This is a genomic window from Olivibacter sp. SDN3 (assembly GCF_014334135.1).
Classification (GTDB): Bacteria; Bacteroidota; Bacteroidia; order Sphingobacteriales; family Sphingobacteriaceae; genus Olivibacter.
The window spans coordinates 5,647,406-5,670,257 of the sequence record NZ_CP060497.1 but is presented as its reverse complement, the minus strand read 5'-3'; the positions used below and the strand labels follow the sequence as shown (position 1 = coordinate 5,670,257).

General features: G+C 39.2%; 23 protein-coding genes. 7 read left to right on the top strand and 16 right to left on the bottom strand.

Features of this window, described 5'->3' with window-relative positions; all coding sequences use genetic code 11:
- Nucleotides 1-6: 6 nt before the first annotated feature.
- The 11 genes from H8S90_RS23795 to cobA all read right to left on the bottom strand — a co-directional run bounded on the left by H8S90_RS23795 (nucleotide 7) and on the right by cobA (nucleotide 10,188).
- Nucleotides 7-714: a LytTR family DNA-binding domain-containing protein gene (locus H8S90_RS23795; protein ID WP_187340265.1), complete on the bottom strand. Its 708-nt coding sequence runs from the start codon at nucleotides 712-714 to the stop codon at nucleotides 7-9.
- A complete protein-coding gene (locus H8S90_RS23790) occupies nucleotides 711-1,787 on the bottom strand; it encodes a sensor histidine kinase (RefSeq protein WP_222852177.1) in 1,077 nt (358 codons plus the stop codon). The genes H8S90_RS23795 and H8S90_RS23790 overlap by 4 nt, the downstream gene beginning before the upstream one ends.
- 122 nt (nucleotides 1,788-1,909) lie before the next feature.
- Entirely contained in the window at nucleotides 1,910-2,728 is an 819-nt protein-coding gene (locus H8S90_RS23785; RefSeq protein WP_187340263.1) for a hypothetical protein, read from the bottom strand.
- Nucleotides 2,729-2,747: 19 nt separating this feature from the next.
- Nucleotides 2,748-3,614 carry an IS3 family transposase gene (locus H8S90_RS23780; RefSeq protein ID WP_255501947.1) on the bottom strand — a complete coding sequence of 289 codons (867 nt, stop codon included), beginning with the start codon at nucleotides 3,612-3,614 and terminating at the stop codon, nucleotides 2,748-2,750.
- Nucleotides 3,611-3,910, bottom strand: coding sequence for a transposase (locus H8S90_RS23775; RefSeq protein ID WP_187340262.1), 300 nt, complete (start codon nucleotides 3,908-3,910; stop codon nucleotides 3,611-3,613). Before H8S90_RS23775 ends, H8S90_RS23780 begins: the two co-directional genes overlap by 4 nt.
- Before the next feature lie 228 nt (nucleotides 3,911-4,138).
- Nucleotides 4,139-5,092 carry a toprim domain-containing protein gene (locus H8S90_RS23770; RefSeq protein ID WP_187340261.1) on the bottom strand — a complete coding sequence of 318 codons (954 nt, stop codon included), beginning with the start codon at nucleotides 5,090-5,092 and terminating at the stop codon, nucleotides 4,139-4,141.
- Between the two features lie 70 nt (nucleotides 5,093-5,162).
- Nucleotides 5,163-6,212, bottom strand: a complete 1,050-nt coding sequence (locus H8S90_RS23765) for an AAA family ATPase (protein ID WP_255501718.1) — start codon at nucleotides 6,210-6,212, stop codon at nucleotides 5,163-5,165.
- Entirely contained in the window at nucleotides 6,209-6,508 is a 300-nt protein-coding gene (locus tag H8S90_RS23760) for a helix-turn-helix domain-containing protein (RefSeq protein WP_187340260.1), read from the bottom strand. The genes H8S90_RS23765 and H8S90_RS23760 overlap by 4 nt, the downstream gene beginning before the upstream one ends.
- Nucleotides 6,509-6,672: 164 nt before the next feature.
- Nucleotides 6,673-7,575, bottom strand: coding sequence for a hypothetical protein (locus H8S90_RS23755; RefSeq protein WP_187340259.1), 903 nt, complete (start codon nucleotides 7,573-7,575; stop codon nucleotides 6,673-6,675).
- 4 nt (nucleotides 7,576-7,579) lie between these two features.
- Entirely contained in the window at nucleotides 7,580-8,911 is a 1,332-nt protein-coding gene (locus H8S90_RS23750) for a site-specific integrase (RefSeq protein ID WP_187340258.1), read from the bottom strand.
- Nucleotides 8,912-9,378: 467 nt separating this feature from the next.
- Nucleotides 9,379-10,188, bottom strand: coding sequence for a uroporphyrinogen-III C-methyltransferase (gene cobA, locus H8S90_RS23745; RefSeq protein WP_187340257.1), 810 nt, complete (start codon nucleotides 10,186-10,188; stop codon nucleotides 9,379-9,381).
- Nucleotides 10,189-10,425: 237 nt separating this feature from the next.
- Between cobA and nirB the strand changes: the two genes are divergently transcribed.
- The 4 genes from nirB to H8S90_RS23725 all read left to right on the top strand — a co-directional run bounded on the left by nirB (nucleotide 10,426) and on the right by H8S90_RS23725 (nucleotide 14,645).
- Nucleotides 10,426-12,939, top strand: a complete 2,514-nt coding sequence (gene nirB / locus H8S90_RS23740; protein ID WP_187340256.1) for a nitrite reductase large subunit NirB — start codon at nucleotides 10,426-10,428, stop codon at nucleotides 12,937-12,939.
- A gap of 49 nt (nucleotides 12,940-12,988) precedes the next feature.
- Nucleotides 12,989-13,339: a nitrite reductase small subunit NirD gene (gene nirD / locus H8S90_RS23735; protein WP_255501717.1), complete on the top strand. Its 351-nt coding sequence runs from the start codon at nucleotides 12,989-12,991 to the stop codon at nucleotides 13,337-13,339.
- A 73-nt stretch (nucleotides 13,340-13,412) separates the two neighbouring features.
- Nucleotides 13,413-14,228, top strand: a complete 816-nt coding sequence (locus tag H8S90_RS23730) for a formate/nitrite transporter family protein (protein WP_187340255.1) — start codon at nucleotides 13,413-13,415, stop codon at nucleotides 14,226-14,228.
- Nucleotides 14,229-14,240: 12 nt separating this feature from the next.
- Nucleotides 14,241-14,645, top strand: coding sequence for a hypothetical protein (locus H8S90_RS23725; protein ID WP_187340254.1), 405 nt, complete (start codon nucleotides 14,241-14,243; stop codon nucleotides 14,643-14,645).
- Here H8S90_RS23725 and H8S90_RS23720 read toward each other — a convergent pair.
- Entirely contained in the window at nucleotides 14,642-15,328 is a 687-nt protein-coding gene (locus H8S90_RS23720; protein ID WP_187340253.1) for a Crp/Fnr family transcriptional regulator, read from the bottom strand. The two genes, H8S90_RS23725 and H8S90_RS23720, sit on opposite strands and share 4 nt — an antisense overlap.
- A 338-nt stretch (nucleotides 15,329-15,666) precedes the next feature.
- On the opposite strand from H8S90_RS23720, the gene H8S90_RS23715 reads away from it, so the two are divergent.
- The 3 genes from H8S90_RS23715 to H8S90_RS23705 all read left to right on the top strand — a co-directional run bounded on the left by H8S90_RS23715 (nucleotide 15,667) and on the right by H8S90_RS23705 (nucleotide 17,533).
- Complete coding sequence (locus tag H8S90_RS23715; protein ID WP_187340252.1) at nucleotides 15,667-16,362, top strand: class I SAM-dependent methyltransferase; 696 nt, start codon at nucleotides 15,667-15,669, stop codon at nucleotides 16,360-16,362.
- 95 nt (nucleotides 16,363-16,457) lie between these two features.
- Nucleotides 16,458-17,021: a YeeE/YedE family protein gene (locus H8S90_RS23710; protein ID WP_187340251.1), complete on the top strand. Its 564-nt coding sequence runs from the start codon at nucleotides 16,458-16,460 to the stop codon at nucleotides 17,019-17,021.
- A gap of 14 nt (nucleotides 17,022-17,035) precedes the next feature.
- Nucleotides 17,036-17,533 (top strand): DUF6691 family protein, encoded by a 498-nt coding sequence (locus H8S90_RS23705; RefSeq protein ID WP_187340250.1) that lies wholly within the window; start codon nucleotides 17,036-17,038, stop codon nucleotides 17,531-17,533.
- A gap of 214 nt (nucleotides 17,534-17,747) precedes the next feature.
- Here H8S90_RS23705 and H8S90_RS23700 read toward each other — a convergent pair whose 3' ends face one another.
- The 4 genes from H8S90_RS23700 to H8S90_RS23685 all read right to left on the bottom strand — a co-directional run bounded on the left by H8S90_RS23700 (nucleotide 17,748) and on the right by H8S90_RS23685 (nucleotide 22,812).
- A complete protein-coding gene (locus H8S90_RS23700) occupies nucleotides 17,748-17,924 on the bottom strand; it encodes a hypothetical protein (protein ID WP_187340249.1) in 177 nt (58 codons plus the stop codon).
- Between the two features lie 251 nt (nucleotides 17,925-18,175).
- Nucleotides 18,176-19,756, bottom strand: a complete 1,581-nt coding sequence (locus H8S90_RS23695; protein WP_187340248.1) for a PepSY domain-containing protein — start codon at nucleotides 19,754-19,756, stop codon at nucleotides 18,176-18,178.
- 994 nt (nucleotides 19,757-20,750) lie between these two features.
- On the bottom strand, nucleotides 20,751-21,191 hold the full coding sequence (locus H8S90_RS23690; RefSeq protein WP_187340247.1) for a soluble adenylyl cyclase-like protein: 441 nt from the start codon (nucleotides 21,189-21,191) through the stop codon (nucleotides 20,751-20,753).
- An 889-nt stretch (nucleotides 21,192-22,080) separates the two neighbouring features.
- Nucleotides 22,081-22,812, bottom strand: a complete 732-nt coding sequence (locus tag H8S90_RS23685) for a porin family protein (RefSeq protein ID WP_187340246.1) — start codon at nucleotides 22,810-22,812, stop codon at nucleotides 22,081-22,083.
- Nucleotides 22,813-22,852 lie beyond the last annotated feature (40 nt).

Sequence of the window (22,852 nt, the reverse complement as noted above, 5' to 3'; positions counted from 1 at the left end):
TAACGATTAATGTGGATAAAATGTCTTAAGAACATAATCTCTATATGTTTTCCCAATGGTCAGTGCTGTATTGTCTTTTAGTTTGACCATGCCTTCATCGATCAGGTCAATCATTTTTATGGATACGATATATGATCGGTGTATCCGTATAAAGCCATCAATCAGGCGTAATTCGGATTCAACATCGTCCATACGCATGGATGAGAGTACAAATTCATCATGGGTCTGGAATGCCACATCATTTCCTCTTGCTTTAACGTAAATGATATCACTGAAATCTATTTTCTTCAGTTTTCCTTTGTGTTCAATCTGTACAAAGATGTAATCGTTTTTAACGGGGGGTAGCTCCAATGTTCTCTGCAATATCCTTTCCCGTAATTTTTCCACGGCTTTTGCAAAACGGTCAAACTGCATTGGCTTTAACAGGTAATCCACCGCATCAAGCTCAATGCTCTCGATCGCAAATTCAGAGTAAGCGGTACAGACTACCACTTTGACGGAAGGATCAAGCTTGCGCATAAGATCAGTGCCTGTCATTTCGTCCATTTCCATATCAAGGAACACGACCTTAACATTTAGTTTTTGGATCATCTGTAAACCTTCAAGCGGCCTTGTCGATGTTCCTATTAAACGGAAGCCCTCCACCCGTTTCAGGTAATGGGAAATTTGCTCCAGTGCGGCAGGTTCATCGTCAATTGCTATACAATTTATCATGGTATCTCTTTTGTATCAATGGAAAAGTCAATAAACAGCTCAACGGTATAGATCTCTTCATCTTCTGTGCGTATTAACCTTGCCTTTTTCTCAAAAGCGCCCTTAAGCCTCCGTTCTATATTCTTCAGACCAATATGATTGCCCGAAGTATCCAATGTTGCACTCGCTTTTCTTTTATTGGAGCTATAGAAATAAATCTTGTCACGGTTGATTACAATCTTGATTTGCAAGGGAAACATTGGATCAGAGAGATCGCCATACTTGAAGGCATTTTCCACAAGTGTAATAAAGGACAAAGGAGGTATTGAATGGAGATAGCGATCCCCTTCAAATTCGACTAAGATACTTTTCCCTTTTCCGAAACGTCTTCTATTGATTTCTAGATAGATGTCCAAATATTCCAGCTCTTTATGCACGGGCACCAATTGTTTGCCTTTGACCGCATTGTCCAGCGAGTAACGCATCATCATCGAAAGTAGGTAGATGCTATCGGCCAAAGATTTGGACAGTTTAAGTGCTTCTGTATAGATAAAATTAAGGGAATTATGAAGAAAATGCGGGTTGACCTGTGCTCTTAAAAAAGCCTGTTCATATTCGAATTTTTCCCGCTCTATTTCGTAATGTGCTTTCTCCATCCGACGCTTATAAGCAAGATCGGCAAATCTTTTGAGCACAAAATATAAAATAATGGCGTAGCTCCCGTATTTGATATAGGGCGAAAGAATATTACGTAGGTACAGGCCAAGGTTAAACGGCACATGCTCATAGTAGATTTTAACCCCAAATAGGGGAAGTATCCCATAGATGAATACATAACCCAGTGCCGCTAGAATAAAAAAAGTAGCGATTATCAATAGAAGGGCTGTCACAAGGTTTATCTTCCTGCTCTCTATGAATTTAAGGAGAAAGAAATTACAGTAAAAAATAATCGAATACAGAAAGCAGAGAAAAAGTATATGACCATAGTCGACATAGCTGATTTTTGGTAGATTATAGACATATACAAACTGCGCATAGATCATCCAACAGATAATATTGAACAACAGGGGGTGTTTACGGAAATAAGCTGCCATATCTTCCGGGCTTTTGGGTTCATCATACCACAATATAAAGATATTAGGCCATTTTCCGTGAAAAAGTGTGCAAATAAAGTTATTCCGCCCAGAGATTGTTCCTATTGATAGCATATTTCCTTTTAGATTTCTAAAACCACCTTGTTTTTTATCAGATCGCCCATACTGTTCCGCTGTAATAACGGCACTGTAAATGGGTATTCATTATTATAGATCTGTTCCAGCCGATGATATAACCAGCGTTCAATGCTGAAACATTGATAATCGCTTTTCCTGAAAAGGAAATACTGGTTTCTTATCCAGAAAAAGCTATAGTCCTCTTCATTGAACCTGACCAGCCTTTTCTTTTTCCCTTCTGTGCTAACCGGAGCTGATAACCGTTCAGCTATCGGATTGGCAATATCGGCATGCTCATGCAGGTGCAGCCAAGCTTCCCATTGCCAAGGCTTTTTGTAAACAGCCTTCTCAAGATATTTATAAATCCGTGAAATGGACTGTTCTACGAATACCTTCCTATCGATTCCTTTATGCGGCAGTATAGGTTGGAAAAAGTCAAGACAGGGCACGAACCTCCATAGACGTGTCGAAACAACGGGATAGATCGGGGTATTGGTGATGTAAGAAATAAAAGCTGCTCCGGCCCTTACCTTGATCTGTTGGTTAAGGAATGGGATGGATAAGAGGTTACGGCCTGCAAGGTCATCACCTGTTCCGGTATTTCCGTCCACATAGACCAATATGTTTTTTCCCTTCCGTAATTCCCTGTTAATTCTGAAAAGACTGTTCTTATCGTTGGCATTGATCAGATCGAAACCAACGTGCTGTCTTTTTCGGTCATCATATTTGCCGCTGGCTAGCTCATTCTCTTTTAGTACGCTACTACCGGAAACGACCAGCACAAATGGGATATCATTTTTTACGAGGTAATGTTGGAATTGCAACTAAAAATAGGAGACTTTTTTATGCTGCCATTTTTTCTTTTTCCAATAGCATTTCTTCGATCTGTCTGGGTGTCTTATAACCCAGAGCAGAATGTGTTCTTTTGGTGTTATAAAATCCTTCAATGTATCCAAAGATCTCCAATTTAGCTGACTGCTGATCCATGAATTTTCTATGATAGACCATTTCAGCCTTTAATGTCTTGAAAAAGCTCTCAGCAACTGAATTGTCCCAGCAATTCGCTTTTCTGCTCATGCTTTGAAGTATCCTGTTTTCTACAATTACCTCCCTGAATTCATCGCAGGCATATTGGATCCCTCTATCCGAATGGAAGATCAGTCCATCTTTGACACGCCGGTTTTTAATAGCCATCCTGATGGCTTCTACAGAAGTGTTTTTAGCGGTCATATCAGTACTCAAAGACCATCCGATGACTTTTCTGTCCGCCAGATCAATGACTGTTGTTAGATAAAGCCACCCTTTGTCAGTATGGATATAGGTAATGTCGCCAACCCATTTCTGTGACAGGGCATCCGCTGAAAAATCTCTTTGGAGGAGATTTTCAGCTATCCCATAGCTATGGCTCGAATCTGTGGTCACCCTATATTTTTTCTTGACCTTACTTCGTATCCCATGTTTCTTCATCAACCTTGCAACATAGCTTCTTGATACCATTTCACCTTTTTTATGCAGCTCTGCAGTTATCCTTGGACTACCATAGATATACTTACTGTCACTGTGTACCTGCTGTATTTTATCCAGAAGTGCTTTACTTCGCTGTTCACTAGGGGACTCCGGAGAAATCAGCCAACGATAAAAACAACTGCTACTAACGTTCAATACTTCGCACATCTTCTCTACGGAATATACCTCTCGGTTCGCCTTTATGAACCGGTATATGGACCGTCTCCCCTGGAGAAGATGGCTATGGCCTTTTTTAATATATCACGCTCTAATTCTGTTTCTCTTAATTTTTTACGCAAAATTCTCAACTCCTGTTCCTCTGGGCTAATTTTAGGATTGTCAGGTAAAACTTTATTCCCATTATAACGTGGGTTTCTACGCCACTTACTGAGCAAACTGGGGTCTATGTCTAATTCCTTAGCTACATCGGCTACAGACCCCTTAACAACGCTCAAATCGACCGCCATGGTCTTAAACGAATCATCAAATTTTCTATGCATTTCTACAAATTTAAAATTACTATCTAAATCTGTCTCGCTTTAAAGGTAGCAACTCCAAACCCTTTTATGTTCCGTTTCATCGAAACGGACGTTGATCCTGAACTTCTTTTTATTTTCTATTGCGGGTCTTCCGCCTTTGTTCTTGGTGTCTTTCATTTTATTGTTGCTTTTAGCTGTGACCATCGGGAGCGAATAGGTTTTGGGGTCACCAAAACACAACCTTGCTTCCTACCTATTCGATAGTTTTCTGCCAGTATGGCGATTTTCGATTTTGGTGTCGGATAGACCCTGTACCAGATAATCATTTACGTCTTTTATCAGACTGTTCCTGCGCTGTAGTTCCTGTATTCCGTTTTTGAGAACGTGGGTTTTTCCAAAGCGGATTTCCAAATCCCTGTATGCCTTTGTTCCCGACCCGTCCGTGTCCAGATAGCTGACGATAGTTTTGTGCCGTTCCAAAAAAGGGAATGACCTTTTCAGATGGGCGGTGGTGTTCAGTATGCAATAATCTGTACGTGGAAACGGTCGGTCTGCAATCTTCCTTAGGGTCAAAAAAGAAAGCCAGTCCATAAATCCCTCGAACAGCATAACCCTGTCGCTTCCGTTGTCTACGGTGGTGATGTCCTTTGTCATTAACGACCGTTTGTCATAGGGGTTGCGCAGTTCAAACCCTCCCGAATCATTGGCAGAGCATACGGCAAAATACGTCTGCCCATTTGCCGTCCGGTAATAGATTTCCTTGCAGAAAGCCCTGGCAATATCGGGGTCAATCTTACGCTCATTGGACAGGTAGCCAAGCAATGCTTTGTTTTCAAGCGGTTTTACGGACAATATGGTGTAGCCTGTATCTTTTTCTGTCTGTACGGCGTGCTGACTATCCAGAACGGTCTGCTGTTGAAAAGAAAGGATATTTTTTCTTTCATCAGCCCACTCCAAGACTTTAGCAAGTTCGGACGTGCCTAAGAACTTCATCAGGAAATCAATGTTGTTCCCACCGATACCCTCGGAATGGGAGTACCAAATATTTCGATGTACGTCCACCTTTGTCGATGCCGTCCGTTCATCCCCTCCGTTAAAGGGGTTCTTAAACCATGCTTCCCTGCTGTTCATCTTGGCGCACGGAATCTGTAAATGCTGTAATATGGATATGAGCGGTATTCGCTTTAATTCTTCACATGTCATATTCTTGATTTTTAGAGAGGTTTAGTTTAGTCTATCTATATATAGGGGCAGACTAAACTAAACCTGTTTTTCAGTAATAAAATTTGGGGTTGAACCGATAGGTCTTGTCGTTCTTTACAATCATCCTTTTGTTTTCAAGGAACGTCTTTAGCTGTTTTGCCTTGTTCGTCCCGAAATTGAACCCATGTGCCAAATAGCCCTCCTGTAGCCTGCTCACGAAGTCGCCGTAACTACACGTTATTTCTCCGCCAGTGAACAACGTCTGTAACACCTCACGGTGATTATCGGCGGACAGTTCCTGATAATCGAAGCCTTTCCTTGCTTTGGGGATTGCCATTTCCAGACTCTCTTCCAGTCGGGGCAAGCCGTCCTCGATATAGAATGCGAACGGCTCAAATTCGATGTCACGGATAAACTTCGGCGATACGATGCTGTAATTTGCGTCCAGATCGTTTTTGCTTATCTGTAGGACAGTTTCTGCCTTGTTGTTGATCTCCGTTCCCAGATGCCCCCGTGTATTGTCATCGCCTTTGTTGAGGTGCAGGACAACGTGGATATGTACATTGAGTTCCTGTGACCATTTCATGAGCTTACCCGTTATTTCGGTGGCCTCGGTGGCATTGTTGATGTCAAAGACAAGGTCACGGATGCCGTCAATGACGACCAGTCCGATCTTGCCTGCGTACTTGAAAAGTGCGTATTCGATGATGTTGATACGCTCTTTGGTAGGGTACTCCCGCAGAGCGATAAAATTCAGGTTCTCGTGGACTTCGGTCGTTGGATAGCCTATGAGCTTATACACTCTTGAAAGAAGCCTGTGGCAATGGTATTTCCCTTGCTCGGTATCGCAGTACAGTACCATGGGGCGGTTGCGTGGCACGTCCACCCTGTACTGTAATATCTGCTTTCCACTCAATGCCGATGCGATCAATGAAATGACGTTGAATGTCTTTCTGCTCTTTGCCTTTCCCGTAGAGGCACTGAAATTCCCAAGTGTTCCGATGACGGAATCCGAACTGCATATCTTTATCATGATGGGTGGCTCTAAAAATTTATCTGTAATCCTGACCAGAGAGCGGTCGAACGCCTCAACGGTCTCCTGCTTGAACGGCATCATCATTTACCTCCCCTGTTATGGTTGAAGTTCGTCATGGACGCCATAACGTCTTCTTTGTTGAAGTAAATGCGTTTTCCCATACGTCTGTACGGAATACGTCCCTGCTTCATCCATTCGGTCAGGCTCACAAGTGAAATATCCAGTTCGTCCGCCATTTCCTTTTTGGTCAACAGTTTTGCTGTCTGTGGTTTCTGTGGATTGTCAGCCGTCTTCTTGACGTCTGTAATGAAAAGGTGCAGTTCCTCCCTTACGGCATCCCTGATGCAGTCTTTGAGGGCTTTTTGGTCGAGTAAAATCATAGTTTGCTCATGTTTATCAATGTAAGAATGTCGAAGTCGTGGCCACTTTCTCCGAGTGAGTTAACATGGGCAAAGTTGGGAAGTACACAAATCAAAAATCCCCTCAAAATTAATTTTGAGGGGATTTTTGATTTGCAAATTACTGAAAAACAGACGTATGTGTTTTACGTGTATATTCTATCAGATTCTTTAATATTGAAATATTTACTCCTGTTTTTTGATTTTAGCATCTCTTTTCCTAAGTTGTCCTTAAAGTAATCAAGTATCGTATCGTAGCTAAGTAGTTGACGGTTGTCTTCTTTGCTGTTTGTGTGGGACAACGTGAAATAGTTATGGATCAATCTTGCCCATAGTTCAGGCTTTGCCGATAGGAAATTATTGTCTGTCCTGGGAACTTTTAAGTCTCTCAATTGCATGAAAAGGTCAATTAATAGTTTTTGGTCTCCGTTCAAAATTGCAATTTTATATTCCGGAGCAACATTTTTCAATTGGTTCTGCAGATCCTTTACGGTTGACTGTTCTTTTTCCAAAAGCACCTCCAATTCATTTTTCCTCTCAATGATCCGTTGATATTCTATAAAAAACTGGTCAGAACCCCTCTCGTCAAACAAGAATTTGGACAATACGGATTTTGTGTCGTTGGTATTCTGCCAGTTCATTATTTCCTGCACGTAGGAGACGGACTGCCGTAAACGTTCTTCGTTGGTCACCGTCAGACCCCATCTGTCCACCTCTTTAAGAGCTTCCCGAAATCTGGTCAATTTGTGTATCCTTGTCTTAGACCGCGTATTGTAATAGTATAACGTTTCCCGTGATTTCCTGTCCTTATCGACAATTTCCAGTACTTTTGCTAAAAACGTTTCTTCATTGCCGTCAGGGTTGCATGCAAGGTAGTACTTTTTATGGTGTTGATAGAAAGGGATATATTCCTGTTCGGTTATGTTAAATATCCGCATGACAAAATACCCCGAAATGTGGATAGGATTCATATTGAACAACGGTCCTATATCAAATCTGTTCTTTCGTTTTCTCCATGTTTTTCTCAACTTAAAGTATTTACCGTCCATGATATTAAAATTTATTCAGTGCATCGATTAGCGAGTCCGTGCTTGCCGATTCATATTTCATTAAAGTCCGTATATCGGAATGTGCCGTCAGTTTCTGTACAAGTGTAATGGGTACGTTTCTGCTCAATAGGTTTGTGACCATTGACCGCCTGCCAACATGGCTCGATAGAAAATCGTACTTCTTTTTTTCTATCACCAGTTTTTGCTTGCCCGAATACCTCGTTATCTTTATGGTTTCGTTCAGCCCTGCCAGTTTTCCGACCATTTTAATATATTCATTGAACTTCTGGTTCGATATCTTGGGTACTTTGTAGCCGATACGCTCCAGAATATCCTTTGCGGGGGCGATGTATCCCTCGAAAGGTACGATTACCCTTTTCTTGACCTTGATCGAGATAAAGTCCCAAGCATTGTTCCTGATATCCTTTGCGTCAAAGTTGATCAGATCCTCAAACCTCTGCCCTGTGTAGCACAATAGACAGAACAGATCCCGTACCCTTTCCAGACTGGGCTTGTCCGAAAGATCATGGTTCAGTATCTTCTCAATTTCCTTTTCAGACAGCGCAATGATTTCGTTATATGCTTTCTTTTTAAAATTTGTTTTTTGCGTTTTGAAAACGTCGGGATGCACCAGATAATCATTGTCGTTGCACCACTTTAGGAATACCTTTAGCGTGGATATGTATTTGTGTATGGTATCATTCAGCAAGCCCGTCTTATCATCATCGTTCGTGTTCTTTTTCCTGCTTAGAAATACCTCAAACTGATCGAGAAATTTTCCGTCCATTTCCCTAAGGATCAGTTTTGTTCCCTTATGCTTCTCAAAATCCTCCAATCCCTTAAAGACTGTCCGGTATTCTTTTAACGTACCCTCTTTGACAAAATTGGATTTGTAGGAAAGGAACTGGGTCTTCAGGTGGGAAATGGATATTTCGCTATTGACGGCATTGTCCCTGTCAATACAGTCCTGTACAATCTGTTTATAATCCTCTTTGGAAAGAAACTGGTTTGTGTCTTTTTTGCGCATTGCTTCCCTTGTACAGCAGTTTGCAAGGTTGTTCAGTTCGACATTGAACTCCAATGCACCGCTGACACTTGGCTTCATACGCTCCTTTTCAAAATCCCAGTTCTTGGACAGTATCTTGTAGTTGGTTCTGTATTTTATCCTGCAGGACTTATCCGGTGAAAAGAAAAGATACAGCGCAGTCGGGGATGGATTCCAGAACTTGGGCGCAAGATTCTTCTTTTTTCCGCCAACCTTAGCCAGTTCCTGCCTGATCTTTTCAGGGGCGACGTTGGGATTATAGGGCTTATCTAAATAAAAATTCACTTTCATATTTCTCGGACATATTTCGGACAGAAATGCTTAATATTACCATATTTTACCTTTGTAAAGATGGGTAAAGTTAGGAATTAATTTTTATAAGCACCTAATAATCAGTATAAAATAAGAAAAGTAAAAGTAGGGTATGATAACAGTTCGAATCCTGCCACCCCGACCAGCAAAATTGAAGCTCTTGCGAAAGCAGGGGCTTTTCTTGTTTTACGGCGAGCCAAGTTTGCTTGAGCGAGCCGTTAAAACAGGAAAAGCCAGAGCATGAAACGCTGTTTCAATTTTTAGCTGTGGCACCCCTCTTTTAGGATGGCTGCGGCTGTTCGTGCGTGGCTATGGGCCGCAGCTAATCCTGCCTACCCCGACAAAAAAGTTCGACCAAAGTCGGGCTTTCTTTGTTTTGGGTGCAGACTGAGAACCGTTTGTTCGATCCGTAGGAGACCCAGGGACGGGTGCGGGATATGCGGGGCCTAGCGCTCTTGACCTTGACTGCAATCAGCATGGACACCTCTGGGTAATGTATTCGCTTTTACGATTTTAGCTGCTTGGTAAATCCCAACTACTTCCCCGATAATGATAATGGCGGGATGATTTATGTTGTGTTGGTTCGCCGTGCTAGGTAATTCTGCGACTTTGCAATGTATTTGCTTTTGCTGTGGGAGTGTGCCATGTTGGATAATGGCTGACGGTATATCTCCTTTCCCGTGTACGATATAGGTTTGGGCAATTTCGTCTAGCTTTTTCATACCCATGTAAATTATAACGGTTGCACTGCTCTGTATGGCTAATTGTAAATCTAATGATAGTTTGCGATTTTTATTTGTGCCGGTGAGCATCCAGATGCCCTCGCTGATCCCGCGATAGGTCAAAGGAATATGTTGGAACCCGCTGCATTGCATACTACTTATTCCGGGTACATATTGCACCGCTATCCCGTTTTGTTCTGCATATAATAATTCTTCAAACCCCCTTCCAAATATATATGGGTCTCCACCCTTTAATCTTACAATATGGGTGAACTGCCCGGAATAGTACTTGATGAGAGCGTGTATATCTTCCTGAGGAACATAATCCCCGTACGGCTTTTTACCTACATAGATTTTTTTACATTTTTTATCAGCTATGTTAAGTAGGTCTTTATTGGCTAAATGGTCAAATAGTATTACTTCCGCTGTTTGAAGAATTTTATGAGCTTTAATGGTAAGTAAATCTGGGTCTCCAGGTCCTGCGCCGATAATATATAATGTGGTTTTTGTTTGTTTTGGTGATTTAATACTCATTTTTTTTATAAAATTTAAAATTAATGTTTTTTATAGATCTTTTGTGTTGTTTTATTTGTAATTCTATTTGTTTTTCCGTGTAATATCATGTTTTGTTAGGTGTTTTCAACTATTTTTTGTTAAAAATATAAAAATAATATGATATAAATCATAAATTTATTGATGATTTGTTTTCAATATTTGTATTTTAGCGGATATTAATCGTATTTATTGTTTTTTTTGTATAAAATATGCGTCATGGATAAAAAAAGAATAGTTGTAATCGGTAATGGGATGGTTGGGTATAAGTTTTGTGAGAAAATAACCGAAAAAACAAATGACTATGATATTGTTGTCTTTGCTGAAGAGCCAAGAAGGGCTTATGATCGTGTCCATCTTAGTGCGTATTTTGATGGGAAGACAGTTGAAGATTTGTATCTGTCTAAAGAAAATTGGTACGAAGCGAACGGTATTACACTTCATCTAAATGATCCGGTCAATAGCGTAGATATTGATACGAAGATGGTTTACTCATTAAAAGGAATGATCGTCAAGTATGATTATTTGATTTTTGCTACAGGTTCTTCGGCTTTTGTGCCGGATATTCCTGGAGTAAATAAGGAAGGTGTTTTTGTCTACCGAACTATTGAAGATCTTGATCTGATTAAGGCTTATGCACCTTCCGCAAAAAAAGGAACAGTAATAGGTGGCGGCTTATTAGGGCTTGAGGCTGCTAAAGCATTAATCGACTTAGGTATCCGGCAGACTAATGTGGTAGAATTCGCTCCTCGCTTAATGCCGAGGCAGATAGACCTTGCAGGTAGTATTGTCCTGCAACAGAAGCTTAACTTACTTGGACTTACTTGTCATTTGAGTAAAGTTACCAGCAGTATCGAAGGTGAAGGTAAAGTGGAAGCCTTGAAATTCGATGATGGTTCGGTGTTAGAAACGGATATACTGATCTTTTCAGCAGGAATTCGGCCAAGAGATGAGCTTGCGGCAAAAAGTGGAATAATGGTAGGACCTCGGGGTGGGATAGTGGTTAACGAATATATGCAAACAAGCGATGCGTCTGTTTTTGCCATAGGCGAATGTGCATTGTTTGACGGGACAACTTATGGTTTGGTGGCGCCTGGTTACGAGATGGCTGAGATTGCTGCTACTACTATTTGTGGTGGCCAGAGGATCTTTAAAAGCGTTGACATGAGTACTAAACTGAAGTTGATAGGTGTAGACGTTGCTAGTTTCGGTAATCCGTTTATAGACGAACCTGACTCCCGTGCCATTGTTTTTGAAGATAAAAATAAAGGTGTCTATAAACGGCTGAATCTTAGTATTGATGGAAAGTACCTATTGGGTGGTGTGCTTGTCGGTGATGCAGATAATTACAACATATTGTTACAAACGGTAAATAATCAGCTCATTCTGCCAGATAACCCGGAAGATTTAGTGTTAGGTACCCGCGGGACTATAAGCGACATCGTTTCTGCGGGAGTTTCTACGTTACCGGATGAAGCGTTAATCTGTAGTTGCGAAGGAGTTACGAAAGGTCAAATATGTAGTGCGGTGGTTGATCAGAACTGCGAAAGTGCAGATGCCGTTAAATATTGTACAAAAGCTGGATCCGGCTGCGGAGGTTGTGTACCAATGGTAAAAGACCTCATCACCGCCGTCATGAAGCAACAGGGAAAATATATACGAAACGTGGTTTGTGAACATTTTCAACTGAGTCGTCAGGAACTCTATGATCTTATTAAAATTCATGAGTTCAAAAATTATGATCACGTACTGGATGCATTGGGCAGGGGTGATGGTTGTGAAGTATGTAAACCCTTGGTTTCTTCATTATTGGCTAGCATATGGAATGAAATGATTCTAAAAAAAGGAAATGACGTAGCTCAGGATAGTAATGATCGTTATCTCGCCAATATCCAGAAAGGGGGGACGTATTCTGTGGTGCCTCGTATTCCCGGAGGGGAGATCATGCCTGATAAATTGATTGTAATTGGAGAGGTTGCAAAAAAATATGGACTGTATACCAAAATAACCGGAGGGCAGCGAATCGATATGTTTGGCGCGCATTTAAATGACCTTCCTCTAATATGGGAAGAACTGATTGCTGCTGGTTTCGAGAGTGGACATGCTTATGGTAAAGCATTACGGACCGTAAAGAGCTGTGTTGGTAGTACCTGGTGCCGTTTCGGGCTGCATGACAGTGTATCTTTTGCTATCCGCGTAGAGGAACGGTATCGTGGACTAAGGGCCCCACATAAAATAAAATCAGCTGTGAGCGGTTGCATTCGAGAATGTGCAGAAGCACAGAGTAAGGACTTTGGCATAATAGCTACTGAGAAAGGTTGGAATCTTTACGTTTGCGGTAATGGCGGGAGTAAACCACAACATGCTTTGCTTCTCGCTGCCGATATAGACAGCGAAACATGTATTCAGTATATCGATAGGTTCTTGATGTTTTATATTCAGACGGCAGATCCTTTAACACGGACAGCGACTTGGCTCAACAAAATGGAGGGGGGAATGGATTACCTGCGAAATGTGATCGTCAACGATAGTCTTGGTATGGCCGCAAAATGGGAAGATGAAATGGAAAAATTGGTGTTGGCATACCATTGTGAATGGAAAACAGCAGTTGAAGATCCAACAATCAGACAGCGTTTTAGACATTTTATTAATGCACCCAAAGAGAAAGATGCATCAGTGAAGTTTGAGGAGCTTCGTGGTCAGAAAAAAGCAGCAGACTGGCCACTTTCATAAATTATGGAATTAAAATATTTACAAAGAATAACTTATAAATCAAATTATCATGGAAATGACAACTGCAACAACAAAATGGCTAGTGGCCTGTAAGGTAGAAGAAGCCATAGAAAACGGTGGGGTATGCGTAAAGTATGAAAGTAATCAGATTGCGCTATTTTATTTCACTAGACGTAATGAATGGTATGCAACACAGAACGAATGTCCTCACAAAAGGCAGATGGCACTTAGCAGGGGCATGATCGGCTCAATGGGTGAAGAGCCGAAAGTGGCTTGCCCTTTTCACAAAAAAACGTTCTCCCTAAGTACAGGACAGTGCTTGTCTGGAGATGATTGTGTCATAAAAACATATCCAGTTAAAGTTGAAGAAGGTTTAGTTTACATCGGAATTACAGCGTGATTTATAGATTTTTATACGAAGAATATCCGCTGTCTATTTCACAATATTCGTTTTTCTACTTAAATTATTTGTTATGGATTATATTAACCCTAAAGAGGTCGCGAACACCATGATGGTTGCTGCCATCAATAAGTCTAAATTGTCTGTCAAAGATCTCCTCATTCGTGGATCGTTGTCGGGCGCGTTATTAGCAATATCTGTGACATTGGCCTTCATGGCCACCTCACAAACCAATTTAAGCCTTATTGGAGCTTTTGTCTTTCCGGTAGGCTTTGTTATTATAGTTATTCTTGGACTTGAGCTTGTAACCGGTAGTTTTTCCCTTGTACCACTTGCGTGGTTTGAAAAAAAGATTTCTGCAGTCGCCATGCTCACCAATCTATTTTGGGTGTTTGCCGGAAACTTGTTGGGCAGTGTGCTTTTCGCACTGATGTTTTGGTCTGCAACAACGGAGACTGGTCAGATAAGTCAAATCGGGGCTGTAGAGCAACTACTTGTCAAGGCAAGCGAAAATAAGACCATAGGATACGCACAACATGGAGCTGCTGGTTTGTTTTCTGCTTTTGTGAAAGCGATATTGTGCAATTGGATGGTTTGTATGGGAGTTGTGATGTCTATGACATCTAGATCTACTTTGGGAAAAATCTTGGCGGCCGGAATTCCTATTTTTATCTTTTTTGCCCTAGGTTATGAGCATGCGGTAGTTAATATGTTTGTCATTCCTGCAGGAATGATGTTCGGTGCAAATGTAACGCTTTCAGATTGGTGGCTTTACAATCAATTGATTGTGACGCTTGGCAATATCATTGGAGGGCTTTTGTTTACTGGTATGGGTATTTACTATACTTATGGAAAGGAAGAGAAACCTGTTTCTTCTACAATAAAATAAATTTAATAGTATATGAGCGTTAAGTATTATTTTGCCATTTTTGGAGGCTTGGCCTGCTGCCTACTTCATGGCAATGCGAAAGCACAATCGGATAAAGTGCAGGCTTCCTTATTTGATGGCATTTTAGTGGCAGGTTATGCTGATGAAGGCGCATACCTAAATTGTACCGGACCGGCCGTAAAGTATATTCATAAATCATTTAGCGTGATGATTGGACTATTGCCAACACTGAAAATAAAAAAAGACCGTGTAGAAGATAATGCCACTCGAAATGCATTAATCACACCAACATTAGGTTTTGGGATGACTGTTAGCTATAGGCATTTTGTAGTTCAAATTCCGGCATTTTATACTAATAAAACCAATGTGGAGAATGGAAGATGGAATCCTGGTGTTGGTGTTGGATACAAATTTTAGCTTTCATCTTCTGTTATCGCTTTCAGTTTTTGCAGATGCTTGATGTATATTTTTCTTCCATCTGTAGCGATTATCTTGTCAGCTACAAGTTCATTTATCATTCTAAAAACGGTTTCATAGGTTGTTCCGACGTAAGAGGCGAGATCCTGTTTACTTAGCTGTATGTTGATGAAGCCTGATGTCGAAATACCGAAGCTATCATAAAGCTTTATGATAGCCCAAGCTAAACGGGCTTTGACTTTCATATGCGCGAGATTACGCAGTTTTTGCTCGGTTAACTGTAACTCATCAGCATAAAACATCATTAATTCATAGGTAAAGTCAGTGTTTACTTTTAGCGTGGAAATAAAGAAATCTAGATCAATGAAACAAACCAGGCTAGGTTCCAGGGCGGTAGCGGAAATGGGAAACATTTTTGTCTTGGTAGCAATTCCTCGATGGCCTACTATGGAACCCTTCTGTGCGAATCGAATGATCATTTCCTTGTTGCCCCATTGCTTGTGTACCTTAACCGTTCCGGAATGAACGAAATAAATGCCTGTAACAGGATCTCCCTCTTGTATAAACTGCTGGCCTTTTTTTAACAGCATGTTCTTTTTTTGCGATGCTATGGTAGGTAGCCACTCTTTTAATACATGCCTGCACATAAAACAAGATAAATCACATTTTCGATCCTTTTTCATATGCTGCATGTATATTTATCGGTGTAGATCTGTTTCACTTGCAATGATAATATAAATTAAGAAGATATCCTTTTTGATTACAATAATTCGATTTTGTTCAAACCTTCAGACAAAAATATGATGTTTTTCGATAGGCACAAATAAACGGGTTAATTCATACCATACAAATTTTTTTGTTTGCCTATCGTAAAAAGATATCTGTATAATTGCTCAGACAAGAGCTGTTTTTCTGTTCTATCAATAAAGCATTTGAAACCAATATGAGATTGAGTAACTTGGCTTTAAGTTTGGAAATCATCTTTGAGTAAAAATAAAGATGTTCCAGCTATAAATTGATAATGATGAGAAAACAGTTTATTATAGCAATAGTAATAACGGCGATTTTTACTATGCAAGAGCTGATGGCACAAGATCGTAAGCACAACAATAGTCATCCTAATAGCGAGCGGGTAGAAAAAGCCAACGAACATATGCACAGATCTTCAATAGAAGAACTTGTCAAGCGTTTTGAATCTCCCGAAAGAGACCGCTATCAGCAACCTGATAAAGTGCTGGAATATTTGGGGGAAATAATAGGAAAAAACGTTATGGATATAGGGGCGGGAACAGGATACTTTTCTGTAAAACTTGCGAAAAAGGGCGCGAAAGTGATAGCCGCCGACGTGAATGATGAATTTCAAAGGTATTTGGAAAAGCGTATTGAGGAGGATAAACTACAAAATATAACGTTGCGCAAAACTCCCCATGATAACCCCGCGTTGGCAGATGGAGAGGTCGATAAGATACTTATCGTCAATACGTATCATCATATTGAGAAACGCCCGGAATATTTTAGAATAGCCAAAAAAGGCATTGCTGAAGGGGGGGAGCTGGTAATTGTTGATTTCTTTAAAACGGATATTCCCGTGGGACCACCAACTGGCCATAAAGTGTCTATTGATGAGGTGATTTCTGAGTTAAAGGAAGCAGGGTATGCAGATTTTGACGTAAAAGTTGATTTATTGCCTTATCAATTTGTTATCAAGGCAAAATAAATGGTGTTAACGCTTTAGTTAAGGCAACGTGTATAGAAAAAATGCAAGGTCTTTTGGACCTGTAGTTTAACGGTAAACTATCAATTAAGTAAAAAATGTTGGAATTACTCAAACAACCATGGCCCTGGTATATTGCCGGGCCCTTAATAGGACTGACTGTTCCTGTTTTATTACTCATTGGAAATAAATCGTTTGGCATTAGCTCATCATTGCGGCATATTTGTGCAGCCTGCCTTCCTTCCAAACTTCCTTTCTTTCGGTATGACTGGAAAAAGGAAGTTTGGAACTTGGTTTTTGTTCTGGGGATATTTCTTGGCGGCGTTATAGCGGTAACGTTTCTAGCCAATCCAGAAGCGGTTGAGGTTAATCCAATATTGGCCACTGAACTCGCGGGATATGGTATTAATGACTATAGCGGGTTAGTTCCTGAAGATATCTTCAATTGGCAGTCATTATTAACTTTAAAAGGTCTTCTGATAATAGTGGTTGGAGGATTTTTAGTTGGCTTTGGTACCCGTTATGCAGGAGGTTGTACCAGTGGACATGCTATTATGGGTTTGTCTAATTTGCAATGGCCATCCTTAGTTGCAACTATTTGCTTTATGATTGGCGGTTTTATAACTGCAAATCTGGTTTTACCAATTATCCTTTCACTTTAAAATTTTAATAAAACATGTTAAATGCAGAAACAAACACAGATTTTGAGGTCCGTTCTCTAGATATAGCAGGTGAAAACACAAGCTCATCAGAACGTAAATGGTACCATTATCTAAAGTATTTAGGCGTTGGCACATTATTCGGTATTGCATTTGTAAAAGCAGAGGTAATCAGCTGGTTTAGGATACAGGAAATGTTTCGGTTGCAGTCTTTTCACATGTACGGAATCATTGGCAGCGCCATAATTGTAGGTGTATTTTCCATATGGCTGATAAAAAAATTCAATATCAAAACTATATATGGCGAACCTATAAAATTATATCCAAAGAAGTTCAATAAAGGGCAGATTTACGGTGGATTGCTTTTTGGTATCGGTTGGGCAATTACAGGTGCTTGCCCTGGGCCCCTGTTTGCTCAGATAGGTACTGGGGTAACGGTTGTGAGTATTACTTTGTTGAGTGCTATTGCAGGAACATGGTGTTACGGCTTTCTTAAGGATAGATTGCCGCATTAGGTTTTGTCTTCAAGTGTAGCTATTACCCAGTACTTTCCATTAGCAGTTGTGAATAATGGGCTTTTCTAAAGTTGTTAATGACTATCGCGTAGCTAAGAAGCAAAGACAAATGCAAAGAAGTAACAAACAACTGGTATGGATCTTCCGCTGCTGATGAATCTATTTACATAATTACCATATGCAATGGGAATAACAGCGCTGTAGTGTTAATTTATTACTTGCTTAACGTAATTATTGTGGATAAGGAGAGTTTTGTTTCTCTGGCAATTTCGATGTCCGTGAACCCGTCCTTTTTCATGCCTTTAGCGATAGCAATAAGGTCTTTCTTGTCTACTTTTTTAAGCAGCAGGGTATTGTTGCTTTTTATTGGGGGTACTGTTGGTGTAGCCATAATAAAAATAATTTATTTACAGTATAAAGGTAAAAATACCTATGATAAGATAATGTTAAATGTTGTTATATTAGAAAATCTGACAAGATTTTGATGAATGTGTCTAAAAGTGTGCTGTTTTTTCTCAGTATAACCGACTAAATAGATGTTTGAGCGGTTTTTTGAGATAAGTTTCTCTTAAATCCTTTGTTAGCGCGAATTAACAACAGATAAAATCATGCAGGGGTGCTCGAAATATTTATTAGAATAAACTAAGAGTCAATTTTTCGCTGCCTGATTTTAAAATAACTAATTAATGTTACTACCGCGATACTTAGCCAAAAGAGATCCAGAAATAAGATATCTGTAGCACCTGATGAAAACGTATTCCAAAACCAGTTGTCGGAGAAAATTCCATTAGCTATGGGTACGCCAAAAGATAATAAAGAACCTAATAGTAAGGTCTCACGGTTAGTTCGGTTGAGATTTTTTCTACAGATATAATAAAGTGATAAAATAAGCCAACTGTAGAAGTAAATCTGATAAATGAATGTTTGGTCAACCTGGCTACTTGTTTTAACAGTTATGAATGTAAAGGCCGTCACAGGAAACATAGAAAGACAGATCGCCAGAAAAATATTGGAAAGCCAAAAATTAAACTTCCGTTTATGCGCCGGAACGTTGTTTTTATCTCTGGCAACCAACCAGATGACGATGCCCGAAATAATAACTATACACCCTGTAATTCCCAGAACAAAGTTTACGATTTTAATAAAGTAGCCTCCATAATCACCAAAATGTAATCGATAAATAAGGCTCTTCAATACGCTGATGTAACTCGACCCGTCGTAAGGTGATTTTTGTTGTATTATTTTATTGGTCTGTACATGATAAATTATTTTTCCTATTCCTGAGAAGCTATGCTTATGGTCTGCCTCTGCCTCAATGAGCAGCTGCATGTTTTCGTCCCCATAATTTTTGATGGTAACCCATTTTAAGAATGCATCTGGCCACATTTGATAAGTGCGGTTAATGAGTGCTTGGATGTCGGGTTTGTCAGCTAAGGGTGTATTCGTGAATTCGGCTTCGACCGCATTGGTAGCATATTCCAGGTCTTCAAATATTTTTTCGCTGTTACCGTTGTAGAGCAAATGGCTAAAAGGGGTAATATAAACGGTGTTTACGATGAGTATAATACCTGTTACAGCAAAAACAAATTGAAATGGAAAACCTATTACTCCTAAAACAGTGTGAAGATCTGTCCATACCGTTTTCAATTTAGACCATGGACGGAATAAGAAAAAGTTAGATACCAGCTTATCCCAATGTAATAGAAGGCCGGTTATGAGAGCAAATAAAAATAAAAAGGATACCAAACCCGCAACGATATATCCGAAAGGATATCCTATTGGAAAGGGGAACGCTTGATTCAATTGAGCAAGAAAATGTAAACGATAAAGAAACTCGCCAAGATCGTATGCTTGATTATAGGTTTTTTCTTCTTTATTGACAAAATCGTAGCTAAAATTAGCACGTTCTTGGGCCCGCTGGTTGTTAACAGTATCTTTTGAGTCTGTTACCGTTATATAACTTTTTGTGGTATTTTGATAATGAAATAAGGTGATATCTCTACCTGAAAGGTCGTATTTTTTGTCTAAAGAATCCAGTAGAAGATGATAAGGAAATGTATGTTCGTTATGTTTTACATAGGATGTGTTACTTTGCCAGGCACTGATCTCGTCTTTAAAAAAAGAGAATGAACCAGCAAAAAATATAACGTATAATAATGCACAAATGATAATACCACTTATCGTGTGTGTGTGAAAATAGATATTATAATTTCTGTTGTTCATAACGGCTAACGATTAAGGAGATGTGGTAATGAGAAAAGTAAAATGAGCACGATGTATATTGCCCAAATCTTCCAACCTGATTTTGAAAGGAAAGCCACGAGCAATAACACGGCCCACAAGATATATCCCATAATTACTCCTGTCATCAATACATTTTTTTTGTCGAAAATGTAGGTCAAGAAAAGGAAAAAGGATATCATTACGCCATAACCTCCGAAGAATCCTGCAGTTATCTTTAAACATCGCTGTAATATGGAAGTCGTTAGGTATTTTTTGTTAGCAGGCATGACTTAATAAATAAAGGTTTCGAGAACAATGAACAAAAAATAGATGCCCAATATATGACTTAACTTAAGGTAACGGAAGGGCACTAGGGTAACCACTAAGCAGCCGGCACTCATTAATATCACAAAAAAACTGAATATACCTGAACCTATACCCAACTGCTGGATAAGTAAGATGCATGCGGATAACATAAAAGTTAAGCTAAGTGCTCGCGACAGCGGTTTGCGACGTTGTAGGTAGATCAAATAAGTTTTTGCACGGGGCATTTTTACCCGCTTGGAAATGTTGTACAAAAGATAAAACGAAGCAACTAAGAAAAGAAATGTTGTACTGTACATAAATAACCTAAAATAACTGTGTAACGGGCAGTCTTTTAATTTTTGTTTAGACTTATTACAAACAAAGGCAAAAGTATCAAAAAATCTCAAATTAACGAATTGGAGATAAAAAATACGATCGCTGAAAAAAAGAGCTAGGAATTGTTATAGGATGCAGAGTACCTTGTTTGAGCGGTAGATACTATTGGACAGAGGAAAGAAGATTACTTTATTATAGATTAAGGTGCAAAAGAATTTATATCAATTAGATCCGAAGCCTTATACAATAAACCATCTTTCAATGATTTTTTTCAATAGAAGAATGCTGATTTTCGAAATGACTGATAGGCCAGATGCTATAGTCGTGTAATTATACGTGGTTAAATATAGCCTTATTTAAGGCTATATTTATAACTCCTGCCATGCTTTGTTGCTTGTATGAAATCATTTTTCAAGAGATATGATAAACGTACAGCAACCGCTTTTTCAACTTTATAAGGATCCGCCTCGGGCTGGGCTTTATTTAATACTTCTAAAATGTCATCTTTATATCCTGTTCCTATTTGTGTAAGGGCATAGCTTATTTTTTGATCCAGTTTACTGTTAGGGTTAAAAGATTCTTGAGGAACAAGAGATTTTACATTCTTTTTTTTAGGTTTTAAACTAACAGAACCGTCTATATCCATTTGAAACCGGTCGTTGGAACTGGCCGATTTCGTTTGCGCAATCGCATTAATAGTTACCTCGATACTTTTAAGCTCATCGAGGAGCTGCTGCTGCCGCTGTTTTAAAAAACTAACTACTTGCTTTTCCGTTATATTTTCTGCTTTCATTATATTATATTTTTATTACTGATCCTTTAACAAAAATATAACTTAATTTTAATATTTAAAAATGTTTAAATTGTTATGTGCCAGCGAGTAACGGATGCATTTTGTTGACAGATAGATGTATTGTCTTTTTTATCTGTTTATAAAGGATTTTTATATGAGTTATAATAAAAATGGTTGGGAAGAATGTTTTTTCGCTTTGAACAAAAAACGTGTCTTTACTTGAGTTATATTTAATGCGCGTAGTTTTCTTAGTGTACTAATTCAGCAGTAGTTCTTTCTTAGTATTAAGAAATAGATCGTCGTTTTTTTGATTATTCAGTTGAATAGCGATGATCGCAAATTCCAATCTTCGAATTTCATTTTTAATATATTCTCTTTTCTTTATCAAAAAATCGAGATCGTGGTTGTTTGGCGATTCTGGCATACTACGTATATGAACATGTGTGCTACCATAAGTGATATATGGTCAAATTATCCTTAGTAAATAGCCAAGCTAACAAAAGCCATATTAAGTGACAAGAAATTTACACAGACAGTTGTTTTCTCGTGACGAATAGCTGATTTTCTTACACGAATTTTTTTTGATATTTTATTTTATACAAACTGATGGTGACTCCCGTGGTAAATTGGATACTTTGAAAAAAGTAATGGCAGATACTAATCAGCTTCCTTTATTTAGGAATTAGAATAAGATTAGCAATTTGCTTTTTATAATCAACGCTTACATTATTTGCTGAATTGACTGTGTAATCTCGATGGAAAACCTTTACAGAAATCCAATTTAACTTAATTAACTTAGATATCATCATATGGTGATATAAATATATAAAATCCACTGATGCTAAACGTGCACCATACAAGTAATATTAAATTAGAAAAGGGGGATATCTTAATTCAGGGGCAGACCGTAACCTACACTTAAGGTGAAGATTCGATTTTTACCTTCCGGACCTATTACCGTTGTACCAGGGACACCGGTTTCGTTTATGTTTTGAATCTCCCTTGATTTATATAATGTTTTGAAACCCCAAGCAAAGCGGGCATCAACAACTATGAAACCGTCGTTAAACGGAAACTCTACACCTCCACCAATAACTGCAGCCCAATTGATGCGGTTAAAACGATTATCAAAATCTGCTGATCGGTTATAACTTTCGATATTGGGAAGGGTACTTTCCAGTTTTTCTTTACCTCCAACCGCATAAGCAAAGGACGGACCTAGATTAAAATAGTAGCGCGTGTTTATGCCGAAGTCAAAACGCGCCAATACTGGAATTTCTAAGTAATGCAGCATACTTTTCTCTCTTAAGCTTCCTGCGCTAGCGGAAGGATTCTGAGAAGATGGGTCGACAAGAATATGATCAATAAGGCTATTGCGCATACTATAGTTAATTTCTGGCTGTATAATAAAGGTCCTTAACTCGTCAAGCGCAATGTTAAAACCTACACCAGCCGATAGTCCGGGCCTTAAGGTTTGGTTGCTGGAACTTGAATGAGTTTCTCGAAAATCATACGTGTTTATATTGAAGCCAACTTGAGGAATCACATAAACTTCTTGCGCGTGGGCGGAAATACTAATCAGTAAGAGTAGAGATAAAAGTAACTTGTTGAATATCGTCATATATGTGCTTTAATTTAGTTAACAATGTAATAATTTTTTT